Consider the following 10919-nt stretch of genomic DNA (forward strand, 5'->3'; position numbering starts at 1 on the left):
GATGACTTCCAGATGTGCACCCCCTCACACAGATAGAAGGCACTCCAATGAAGAAGCTCATCCTCGCGCCGGCTGTGGCCCTCGCGTTCACCGGACTCGTCGCCGCCCCTGTCGCCGCGGCCGAAACCCCCTCCACCCAGTCGGCTCCGACGAAGGCCGAGAAGGAGCAGGCGGAGAAGGAGAAGGCCGAAAAGGAAGCGGCTGAGAAGAAGGCTGCTGAGAAGAAGGCCGCCGAGAAGAAAGCGGCAGAGAAGAAAGCCGCGGAAAAGAAAGCCGCGGAGAAGAAGGCGGCTGAGAAGAAAGCTGCGGACAAGAAGGCGGCTGAGAAGGAGGCGGCCGATAAGAAGGCTGCTGAGAAGAAAGCCGCCGACAAGAAGGCGGCTGAAGACAAGGCTGCGAAGGACGAAGCGGCCAAGGACGCGAAGTCGACACCCAGCCCTTCCCCCAGCGACAAGGGCGCTGAGCAGCCGAAGGATGAGGAGAAGCCCGAGGAGATCAACGCCGATCTCAGCGTCTCCGCCGGCGAGGTGTCGGCCGAGGACCTCGCGAATTCCTCGAAGGGCGTGACGGTCACCGTCACCGGCCTGGAGAAGGGCGACAAGCTCAGCGTCTCCGGCCTCACGGCTCAGGCGGCGACCGCAACGGGCAGCTCGAAGTCGCTCCGCGTCTACTACGCCGGCGATGCCGAGGACCTCAAGTCCGGTGCGAAGTCGTTCTCCGTCAAGGTGCAGCGCGCCGGCGTCTCGAGCGCCACGCTCCAGGAGTCGGTCACGGTGCAGGCGACCGATCAGGCTGACCCGGTTCAGTCCACAATGACGATCGAACCGAAGCAGATCACGGCTGAGGATCTCACGGACGAGTCCAAGGGTCTGACAATCACGCTGACGAATCTCAAGAAGGATGACGTCGTCTCCGGTTCGTTCCTCAAGGGCGACAAAGTGGTCTCCGCCGACGGAGACTACACTTACACCGCCTACTTCTCCGGCGATCCGAACGACTTCAAGCCAGGCGACGAGGTTCCGGTCTACGCCTACGTGACCCGCGGAGATGCCGAGCCTGTGACCGTCGAAGGCAATGTGACCATTGTCGACGACGACGAGGTTGACCCGATCGAGGCCACGCTCAAGGTCGATCCGACGGAGATCACCCCTGACGATCTCGTCGACAACACCAAGGGCATTGAGGTGACGGTCTCCGGCGTGCAGGCAGGCGACATTGTGACCGACTCCCTCACGGGCGAGAAGAGGGAGGTCGACGCGGACGGGGACTTCTCGTTCAGGGTGTATCGGGAAGGCAGCGCGGACGACGTCGAACCCGGCAAGGTTCCCTTCACGGTGACCATTGACCGCGAGGGCACGAAGTCGGTCACGCTCAACGGCGAATTCACCGTCGTCGATGATGACGCTGTCGATCCGATCGAGGCCTCGCTCAAGGTCGATCCCAAGGAGATCACTGCGAAGGACCTCGCGACCAAGGAGAAGGGCGTCTCCGTCACGGTCTCCGGTGTCAAGGCCGGCGACAAGATCACCGACTCCCTCACCGGTGAGACCGAGACTGCGGAGAAGGACGGCGACTACGTCCTCCACCTGTGGTACGACGGCAACCCGGACAACCTCGAGCCCGGCAAGGTTCCGTTCACGGTGACCATCGACCGCGAAGGCACCGAGTCGGTCACGCTCAAGGGCGACATCACCGTCATCGACGAGAAGCCCGAGGCCCCGGCCGAGGCCTCGCTCACCGTCTCACCGAAGTCGATCGAAGCCGACGACTTCATCAACGAGAAGAAGGGTGTGACGCTCTCCGTCAAGGACTGCAAGCCCGGTTCGGACGTGCGCTTCATGGTCATGGCGGACGGCAACTCGCGCATCACCGCCTACGATCGCACCGTCCAGGCGGACAAGGACGGCAAGGCCTCGGTGAGCGTCTTCGGCACCTCGTCGGACGCCTCGGCGTACGTCGGCGGATACTCCGTGACCGCGACCTGCGGCGACGACACGATGAAGGACTCCTTCAAGGTCACCGCCGGAGCGAACGCCGGCGGTGGCGGTGACCACGGCAACGGCGGCGGTGACAACGCCGGCGGCGGCAGCGGCAGCGAACTGCCCCGCACCGGTGCCGAACTCGACGGCCTCGCCGCAGGCGCCCTGCTCCTGCTCGTCGGTGGAGCCGCAGTGACGATCACGATGCGCCGCCGCAAGGGCGACTTCTCACCGTCGTACGTCTGACACGACTGCGCTGAGTCGCTCCCTGCCTCGCCGAGGCGGGACAGGCCAGCCAGCCTGAGCTGAGTGAAATGGGTCGGGAATCTCTCCCGGCCCATTTCGCGTGCCCGGACGTCCACGCGTGCGCAGAACCGGACGACCACGCGTGCGCAGAAACTGTGATCGGGCCGTGATCAAAACCGGCCGGCCGCGACTATAAACTTCTGTAGTTGCCGAATTCCGGCATCCATCCCCCCGAGAGGACCTCATAGCCCCATGCCCAAGAAACTTGCGCTCATTCCCGCGCTTGCTCTGGCCATCGCCGGCCTCGGCGCGGCCCCGGCAGTCGCGGCACCCGCCGACGCCGACACCTCGCTCTCCGTCCCTGCTGCGGCGACGACCCCCGACACCGCAGCCGACGAGACCCCCTCGTCCGCGGACACGACCCCGGCCGCTCCGGCACCCGAGGTTCCCGAGACCGACGGCGCGGACGACACCGACACCCCGGCACCGGAAACCCCCGACACCCCGGCTCCGGACGAGTCTGCGACGGGATCGGACGAACCTGACGACGAGGTCACCGAGGATGAGGAACCGACTGAAGCCGCCTCGGCGCCGATTGCCGCCAAGGTCGACGTCGAACCGGGGACGATGACGGAATCGGAGTTCTACTTCGACGGTGTCATCATCACGGTCTCCGGCCTCGAGCCGGGCGACATCGTGACGAACTCGCTCACCGATGACGTGAAGAAGGCCAAGGGCAGCTCGGTCGAGTTCGAGTACTACGACGAGGAGGGCACGATCGAGGGCCCGCAGACCGTCGATTTCACGGTCACCGTCGAGCGCAAGGATCAGGACCCCGAAGAGTTCCCAGGGAGCTTCGAGATCACCGAGGATGAGGAGATCGAGGAAGGCTCCCTCACTCTCGGCACCGACTCGATGAGCGTCTCCGAGTTCATGAAGAAGGGCATCCCCTTCACCGGTGAGGGCTTCCTCCCCGGTGAGCAGGCGTTCGCCGTGGCCGCGAAGTTCGAGACCGACGAGATCATCTACCTCGACGAGAACGTGGAGGTCTCCGATGAGGGCGTGGCCTCCGGGGTCATCCGCCCGACGGAGACCGACGACGTCAAGCCCGGTGACTACATCGTCTACGCCGGCGGGGAGGAATTCGGTGCCACCGCCGAGTTCACCCTGACCGTCGACGCCGCACAGGCCGCCTCGCTGACAGTCTCCCCGAAGTCGATCGAAGCCGCTGACTTCGTGAAGAAGGACAAGGGAGTGGTGCTCACGGTCACCGACTGCACCCCCGGCAGCGACGTCCGCTTCGTCGTCAACCCCAAGGGGAACTCGAACGTCACCGCCTTCGACAGCACGGTGACCGTGGATGAGACCGGCACCGCCTCGGTGAACGTGTACGGCACGTCGTCGAACGCGTCTGCCTACGTCGGCGACTACTCGGTGTCGGCGACCTGCGACGATGACGTCCTCAAGGGATCGTTCGAGGTCACCTCGGGTGCCGCGGCCGGCGGCTCGGGCGGCAGCGACAGCGGATCCGGCAGCAAGGGCGGCCAGCTGCCGCGCACCGGCGCCGAGCTCAGCGCCCTGGCCGGCGGAGCCGCGCTGCTCCTCGTCGGCGGCGCCGTCGTCGCCCTGACGGTGCGTCGCCGGAAGTCAGCCGACTCGCTCTGATGCGACGCTGAACGCGAGAACGCCTGTGGCCCCGACTTCGGTCGGGGCCACAGGCGTTCTCGGTCATCGCAATGGGAACGACCGCCTCGGCGGGGTCATTGCACGGGAGGCGCTGATTCGGCGAGGTCGACGCACGCGCGCCACCGCCTCGGCGAGGTCACCGCACGCGCAGCGCCGCGGGTTCGATCGTCACGTCGATCTTCTCGGTCTCGCCGACCTCGTCGCCGTCGACCTCGACGACGCGCGGCTGCTCGAGTTCGATCGTCAGCGACGAGACCCGCTGATGGATCGCGCTCTCGCTGCTCTGCGCCGAGTCGTCCTTCGACATCATCCGGCGCAGACCGTTGTCCCACACCATGTTCTTCATCGTGTCGAGCCAGCCGGTGACGCCCTCGGCCTTGAGGATGAGGACGTCGAGCTCACCGTCCGAGGGATCGGCGTCGGGAAGCAGGGTGATCCCGCCCTGCAGGGTGCCGCAGTTGCCGACGATGAGAGTGTGCGCCGCCTCGTGGCCGATCCGCTCGCCCTCGCGCGACAGGTTGATCTCCATGACATCGCTGGCCGAGACCGCGCGACCGAGCGATTCGACGTAGGCCAGCCATCCCGCCTTGTCCTTGAGGTCGTCATTGGTCTCGGTGATCATGTGCGCATCGATCCCGAACCCGGCCATGACGACGAAGGGCTCACGGTTCGTGCCCTGCTCAAGGGTGACCTCGACCCAGCCCATGTCGATGTCGCGGGCCGTGCCGTTGAGTGCGCGATCCATCGCCTCGCCGAGGTTGTTGAGCGGAACATCGAGATTGCGGGCCAGGAGATTGCCCGTGCCCAGCGGCACGATGCCGAGCTCGGCCTCGGAGTCGATCTCCGCAAGGTGACCGGCGACAGCACGGACCGTGCCGTCCCCGCCTGCGGCGATGACCACCTCGGCGCCGGCATCGAGAGCGGCCTGGGTCGCGGACTTGCCGGGATCGTCCTCCTCGGTCTCATGCCAGGTGATGGTGAAGTCAGGGTTCTCCGGGAGGGCGGCCTCGAGGTCCTCCTTCTCGGTCTTCGACGGATTCCACACGATGCCGACGTGATTGGCTCTCATTTCAGGTCCTTTCGCAGACGGTACTGCTTGGTGGTGCTGCTCGTTCATCGGCCGCAGCGGGCGACCCCAGACCTCACACTAACGCAGTCCTCTGGGCGCCTTCGTGAAGCGCGCTTGTCGGGCGCCTGCGAGACGACGGGATCAATCCATCTTGTCGTATCGGGCGCGGAGGAAGAGGAACACGCCGTAGAGGACGAGTCCGACCCCGACGCCGAGGAGGAGGTAGGTGCCGAAGGGCTGTTCGCGCATGGCCTTGAGAGCGCCGTCGACGCCGGTCGACTTCTCCGGGTCGCCGGTGACGCCGGAGACTATGACGAGGATGCCGACGGCGATGAGCGTGGCGCCCTTGCCGAGGTAGCCGAGGACGCCGGTGATCGTCATCAGCTTCGCCACAGCGCTCGAGCGCGGGGTGCGCACATCGTCCTTCCAGTTGCGCCGGATGCCGTTGACGCAGAACACGATGCCGATGATCGTCACGACCCCGCCGATGACGACGAGGAGAAGGATTCCGCCGGGGGCCTGCGCGAGGGTCGACGAGGCCTGCTGCGACGACTGACCGGAGTCCGAGCCCTGGCCGAAGACGAACTTGCCGAAGAGCACAGCCACTGCCGCGTAGGTGATGCCCTGCGCGATGGCGAGGATGAAGTCCTTCCAGCGGTCGCGACCGTGCTCGTCGCGCGGATCGTTCGAGCCGTGTCCGCGCAGGGTGGCCGTGCCGAAGAACGCGTTGGCGAGGTTCCACAGCGCGAGCAGTGCACAGCCGAGCATGCACAGCCACAGCAGCACCATGCCGAAGGGCTGGGAGGCCATCTGCTGCATCGCGCCGGACTGTTCGGCTTCGCCGCTCTTGCCGAGCGCGAGGCCGGCGGCGGTGGCGCCGAGGATGATGTGGACGAGTCCGTTGGCCACGAAGCCGACTCGGGCGACCCGTTCGAACCACTTGCTGTCAGCGGCGTTGACTGCCGCATCGTCGGCCTTGCTGGCCGCCTTCTTCATCGTTGAGTCTCCAGTCACAGGACATATTGTGGCACTGTTTCGCCCAAGTGTCATTGGCTCCAAAGGCACTTTTCAGAGCCGGTGTGAGCGGGGGTGGGGGGGGTGGGCGGAGCGGCGGCTCAGCTGGTGGGTGGCGTCGTTAGTGGCGTGGAGAAGCGAGCGGTGCGAGAGGTGGCGGCCGGAGCGGCCGAGATGCTGCCGGAACGGAGATCACGGGACGGCCAAGGTTTCGCAACGACCAGGCGACGGTGAGGGTCTCTGCGTTGTTTCCATGGCGGCATCGCATGCTCGCGCGAGCGCCCCAGCACTGCTCTCCCCAGTGCTGTTCTGAAGAATTCACGTGACCAAAACGTTCTAAACTATGTGCGTCGTGAATGTGTCATTACTGTTACTTTCGGAAGCTCTCCTCCCTCAGCCTTTCGAAGGACAGATATGAAGAAACTCGCCCTCGCCCCCGTGGTGGCCCTCGCCATCACCGGCCTGGCAGCATCCCCGGTCATCGCCGCCCCGAGCACCGACGCCTTCGGCCAGACGAACGTCCAGGCCCCGAAGAGCGCCGGCCAGCCCGACGCGACCGACGCTCCGACCGCGCCCGCTAAGCTCGACGCTTCGGTGTCGGTTTCGCCCGAGACGATCTCGCAGACGGATCTCGTCGAGAAGGGCGTCACCCTCACCGTGACGAACCTCGAAGCCGGGGACACCGTCACCGACGACGCCACCGGCGAGACAGTCACTGCCGAAGGCGACACGGTCTCATACGAGATCTACAACATCACCGGCGACCCGAAGGCCATTCCTGAGGGCCCGATCGAGTTCACCGTCACTGTGAAACGTGGCGAACAGTCTCAGACTTTCGACGAGAAGTTCACCGTCACCGCAGACGAGACCGAAGAGCCCACTGCTCCGGCCGTCGACCCGAAGGCGAGCCTCGTCGCTGACGAGATCACCGTCTCAGAGTTCGAAGGCGAAGGCCTGAAGTTCTCGGGCGAAGGCTTCACCCCCAACGGCACCGTGAGCGTCGAGGGCCAGGCACTCCCGGCACAGGTCGCCAAGCAGGCTGAAGAGCAGCTCAAGGCGGACGAGAACGGCAAGGTCACCGGCACGGTCGTGGCTCCGAAGGACAGCGTCAAGCCCGGCAAGTACACGGTCACGTTCATCGACGACGAGTCGGGCGAGAAGACCGAGCCGCAGGAGTTCACCGTCGTCGAGGATGCCACCGAGACGCCGACGACTCCCGCCGCCGAGGCGAAGCTGACCGTCTCTCCCGAGTCCGTCACCCCGAAGGACTTCGTCCAGAAGGACAAGGGCGTCAAGCTCGTCGTCGAGAACTGCGAGCCCGGCGAAGACGTGCGCTTCGTGGTCAATCCGAAGGGCAACTCCTCGGTGACGGCGTTCGATGAAACTGAGAAGGCCGACGATGAGGGCAACGCCTCCGTCACGGTCTACGGCACCTCGGCGTCGAACCCGAGCGCGTACATCGGCGACTACGACGTGACCGTGACCTGCGGTGACGACGAGCTCACCGGCAAGTTCTCGGTGGAAGAGGACCCGAACGCCGGCGGCAGCGACGGCAATGACGACGGTGGCTCCGATGGCGGCAACGGCGGCGGAAACGGTGGAGGCGACCTGCCCCGTACCGGTATGGAGCTCACCGGCCTCGCAGCCGGTGCCGGCCTCCTCCTCGTCGGCGGCACGGCGATCTTCCTGACGAAGCGCCGCAAGAAGGGTGTCCCCTCGCCCTCGGACATCTGATCCGGCCGGCCGGCTCACCTCGCTGAGCGGAGTCCCCGGCAACCCTGAGGCGCCTGGTTCGACACTGTCGGACCAGGCGCCTCAGTCAGTTCCAGAACGCGTGCGACTGGGCATGAGCGAAGAGACGACGGTCGGAACCCGCTGCGGATCAGGTTATTTTGAGCGGCTCTGTTCGAAAGGTGAGCTGCCCATAACAGGCTGAGCCGCAACCGGGTTCCTGCGGCTGAGGTCGAGCGTTCAGCCTGAACCCACAGTGATTTCGGCGGCGTAGTCACTTCCCCAGCCCTCCATCGCGACGATGACGGGGTGAAGGGCCGCGCCCAATTCGGTCAACCGATAATCGACTCGAAGCGGCAGCTCACCGTGATCGGTGCGGATGACGATGCCGTCGGCTTCCAGCTCCGTGAGCTGCCTCGTCAAGGTCTTCCGATTGACCTCCGGCACCTGCCGCTGCAGGTTGCCGAAGCGGATCGGACCGTCGAACATCGCCTTGACCACAGTGATCTTCCACGTGCCGCCGAGGACTGCCACGACAACCTCGGCGGGGCAGGTCTGAAGCGCCACCGCCACTTTCTCACGCATCGCCACCACTCATCTCTCTTGTTGCGCTGAGGACCACGACGCGTCCCCAGCCTCGATATCGGCTGCGCCCTCGACATCGCCGCGGCCGGCCAGGGACACGAATGTCCGTACTGTTGCGAGCCGTCATCTGCCTCCACGATAGAGGCATGGATGATTCCGCGTCGGTCCTGTGGGTGAGCGCCCACCCGGAACCGCTGTCTCTCAATGGTTCTCTTCGCCGGTTCGGCATCGACGCCCTCGAACAACGAGGCCACCCCGTCGAGCTGTCCGACCTCTATGCCATGGATTGGGACCCCGTACTCCGGCGTGAGCAGTTCCTCGGGTCGGAACTGCGCGCCTGCGAGAACCACTCCGGTCGGGACGGTGCCTGCGGCTCGCGATTCGATGCCACCGGCGATGTTCGCCACGCGTTCATCTCAGGCCGATTGCCTGCAGACGTCGCCCAGGAGCAGGACCGACTTCAGCGCGCGGATGCGCTCATCGTTCAGTTTCCGCTGTGGTGGTACGGCATGCCGGCGATGCTCAAGGGATGGTTCGATCGGGTGTTCACGAGCGGTTTCGCGTTCGGCAAGGAGCCCGAGACCGGGAGGAGGCTCCGGTTCGAGAACGGACCGTTCCGCGGCCGCCGCGCGCTTGTCATCGTCACCGCCGGGGATCGCCCTGGAGCTCTCGGGCCGCGCGGCATCAGCGGCGATCCGGTCGACCTCATGTTCGGGCTTCTCCACGGGACTCTGGCCTACACCGGCTTCGATCCGCTTGCGCCTTTCGTCGTGCCCTCGGCGGACTTCCTCGCCGGAGCTGATTCCGCGGGCATCAAGGCGCAACTGGGCGATCGGCTGTCCCGGCTGTTCACTGACGAACCACTGAGAGCCCGACCGCAGTTCACCGGCGACTACACCGACGACTGGGTTCTCCGCAGTGATGTCGCGCCCGGTGCTCACGGCTTCGCCGCCCATTGGCTGTGATGGCGGGGCATTGTTCGGTGTAGCCGCGAGGCAGCGCCCACCTCTGTCGATCGACCCTGGTCGTGACACTGTACTCCGGGCCCAGGCTCTCTTTCTCAGAGAATCGGGTCCTGCTGCCCGCGGCGAGCAGAGGTCCGATCGCCGTTGCGGCTCAGGTTATTTTGAGCGGCTCTGTTCGAAATATGAGCCGCCCGAACCAGCCTGAGCCGCAGCGACATTCGGGCGGTTGGTCGGGGTTACCCAGGACGAGCGGGCCGGCGGCGCGTGCCGGACAATCGACCTCCCCGCGCCTGTTTGCCCGTGGAATCCGAGTCGGGCCCCGGTTTGCGCCAGTTGAGACTGAGATGGCCAAGGCAGCCTTGGCCATCTCAGAGCAAACTGGCCCAAACCTGAACTGGCCACAACCCGGTCCGGCCGCGACGGCGTGCTCCCATGACCCGAAGGCGAGGCCGACCAGAACATTGAGGCGACCACCGCCGCCGCGCGGCGCCCGTCACTCGTCGCGGGACTCCTCAGCCACCTCGGCGCCCAGATCTTGCGCCTCGTCCCTGCGTTCAGCGGTTGCCGCCCGGCGTCGCGCTGTGAGAAGAGCCGCGACAGCGATGACCACGAACAAGCCGGTGGCGACGAACCCGGCGTACTCCGTATCTGGGGCGGGAAGGGTGAACGTCGCGGTCTCCGCCCCCGCCTCGGCGACTCCGGCGATGACGACGATGGCCGCGATGAGCACTGAGAGCCCGGTGACGATGAGGTTGTAGCGGCGGAATCGCCCGCCGTCACCAGCGGCCCAGCGATAGAGCCTCGCCATCATCACGCTGTCCCCGGTGTCGCACGCCGCCATACCTGCGGCGAAGAGCAGCGGAAGCGAGAGCGCGAGCAGCGGCGACGTGCTCGCGGCCGTCGCACCGGCCGCGATCATCAGTCCGATCGTCGCCGCGGTGTCAAACCCGAGCCCGAAGAGGAGCCCGATGGGATACATCCGCGCCGGTCGATCGACGGTGCCGATGAGCCGGGAGAAGACTGTCGTGAGAGGTCCTCGAGGTGCGGCACCGGCTCCGCTGTCACCGTTCGGATCTGCCGCGGGTGCACCCTCGGTGCGACGATCGCGCAGAAGGCGGATGAACGCGACGAGGTTGACGATCCCGAAGACCCCCACGACGCAGGTCGCGAACAGCAGTCCCCACATCCCGAGACCGGCACGCAGATCGGAATCCTCACTCACGACGAGGCTGCGAGCCGCGGCGGCACCGGTGGTGACGAGGGCGGCGGTGATGATGACGACGCTCGAGTGCCCGAGCGCGAACCAGAATCCGACGGCACCGCCGCGAAGCCGGGACTGGTCAGCGGTCGCGAGTCGCCGGGTGACGTTGTCGATGACGGCGACGTGGTCGGCGTCGAAGGCATGGCGAGCGCCGAGGAGCACAGCTGTTGCCGCCAGACCCCAGGCCGCGGCGTGGCCGATCTCGTTCGTCGAGGCGAGGACCAGGCTGAACCCTGCGATCGCGAGCCCCGCGATGACGATCAGCGGCGTCCGCATCCGCCACCAGTCCGCATCGAATCGGGTGCCGTCCACCTGCCCCGTTCCCGGCCGTCCCGCTGTAGTGGTATCCATTGTCGGTCTCCTCGTCTCCATCTTCGGTGTGC

8 protein-coding genes are annotated in these 10919 nt (G+C 66.1%); 4 read left to right on the plus strand and 4 right to left on the minus strand.

Annotation, left to right across the window (positions count from 1 at the left end):
* The first annotated feature begins 47 nt into the window (after positions 1–47).
* The gene (locus ACFQ91_RS02570; RefSeq protein ID WP_376871666.1) at positions 48–2225 is read left to right on the plus strand and encodes a hypothetical protein; all 2178 of its coding nucleotides are present in this window, start codon (positions 48–50) and stop codon (positions 2223–2225) included.
* Positions 2226–2477: 252 nt separating this feature from the next.
* Positions 2478–3890, plus strand: a complete 1413-nt coding sequence (locus tag ACFQ91_RS02575) for a hypothetical protein (RefSeq protein ID WP_376871669.1) — start codon at positions 2478–2480, stop codon at positions 3888–3890.
* 157 nt (positions 3891–4047) lie between these two features.
* Here ACFQ91_RS02575 and ACFQ91_RS02580 read toward each other — a convergent pair whose 3' ends face one another.
* Together ACFQ91_RS02580 and ACFQ91_RS02585 are read right to left on the minus strand one after the other, a co-directional pair.
* On the minus strand, positions 4048–4980 hold the full coding sequence (locus ACFQ91_RS02580) for a diacylglycerol/lipid kinase family protein (protein ID WP_376871672.1): 933 nt from the start codon (positions 4978–4980) through the stop codon (positions 4048–4050).
* Between the two features lie 141 nt (positions 4981–5121).
* Positions 5122–5994, minus strand: a complete 873-nt coding sequence (locus ACFQ91_RS02585; protein WP_198499758.1) for a DUF1206 domain-containing protein — start codon at positions 5992–5994, stop codon at positions 5122–5124.
* Between the two features lie 414 nt (positions 5995–6408).
* Between ACFQ91_RS02585 and ACFQ91_RS02590 the strand changes: the two genes are divergently transcribed.
* A complete protein-coding gene (locus ACFQ91_RS02590) occupies positions 6409–7728 on the plus strand; it encodes an LPXTG cell wall anchor domain-containing protein (RefSeq protein ID WP_376871675.1) in 1320 nt (439 codons plus the stop codon).
* A 237-nt stretch (positions 7729–7965) separates the two neighbouring features.
* Here the strand turns inward: ACFQ91_RS02590 and ACFQ91_RS02595 are convergent, their stop codons facing one another.
* Positions 7966–8310, minus strand: a complete 345-nt coding sequence (locus tag ACFQ91_RS02595; RefSeq protein WP_376871678.1) for a winged helix-turn-helix transcriptional regulator — start codon at positions 8308–8310, stop codon at positions 7966–7968.
* 146 nt (positions 8311–8456) lie between these two features.
* On the opposite strand from ACFQ91_RS02595, the gene ACFQ91_RS02600 reads away from it, so the two are divergent.
* The gene (locus tag ACFQ91_RS02600; RefSeq protein WP_376871681.1) at positions 8457–9275 is read left to right on the plus strand and encodes an NAD(P)H-dependent oxidoreductase; all 819 of its coding nucleotides are present in this window, start codon (positions 8457–8459) and stop codon (positions 9273–9275) included.
* Between the two features lie 493 nt (positions 9276–9768).
* Here ACFQ91_RS02600 and ACFQ91_RS02605 read toward each other — a convergent pair whose 3' ends face one another.
* Entirely contained in the window at positions 9769–10887 is a 1119-nt protein-coding gene (locus ACFQ91_RS02605; RefSeq protein ID WP_376871684.1) for a HoxN/HupN/NixA family nickel/cobalt transporter, read from the minus strand.
* Positions 10888–10919 lie beyond the last annotated feature (32 nt).

Source organism: Brevibacterium sp. NPDC056726 (assembly GCF_042790515.1).
GTDB lineage: Bacteria > Actinomycetota > Actinomycetes > Actinomycetales > Brevibacteriaceae > Brevibacterium > Brevibacterium sanguinis.

What these genes read in the sequence shown, in the direction of transcription:
- ACFQ91_RS02570 (WP_376871666.1), top strand. Translation starts at nt 48, where the DNA reads ATGAAGAAGCTCATCCTCGCGCCGGCTGTGGCCCTCGCGTTCACCGGA.
- ACFQ91_RS02600 (WP_376871681.1), top strand. Translation starts at nt 8,457, where the DNA reads ATGGATGATTCCGCGTCGGTCCTGTGGGTGAGCGCCCACCCGGAACCG.
- ACFQ91_RS02575 (WP_376871669.1), top strand. Translation starts at nt 2,478, where the DNA reads ATGCCCAAGAAACTTGCGCTCATTCCCGCGCTTGCTCTGGCCATCGCC.
- ACFQ91_RS02590 (WP_376871675.1), top strand. Translation starts at nt 6,409, where the DNA reads ATGAAGAAACTCGCCCTCGCCCCCGTGGTGGCCCTCGCCATCACCGGC.
- ACFQ91_RS02605 (WP_376871684.1), bottom strand. Translation starts at nt 10,887, where the DNA reads ATGGATACCACTACAGCGGGACGGCCGGGAACGGGGCAGGTGGACGGC.
- ACFQ91_RS02580 (WP_376871672.1), bottom strand. Translation starts at nt 4,980, where the DNA reads ATGAGAGCCAATCACGTCGGCATCGTGTGGAATCCGTCGAAGACCGAG.
- ACFQ91_RS02595 (WP_376871678.1), bottom strand. Translation starts at nt 8,310, where the DNA reads ATGCGTGAGAAAGTGGCGGTGGCGCTTCAGACCTGCCCCGCCGAGGTT.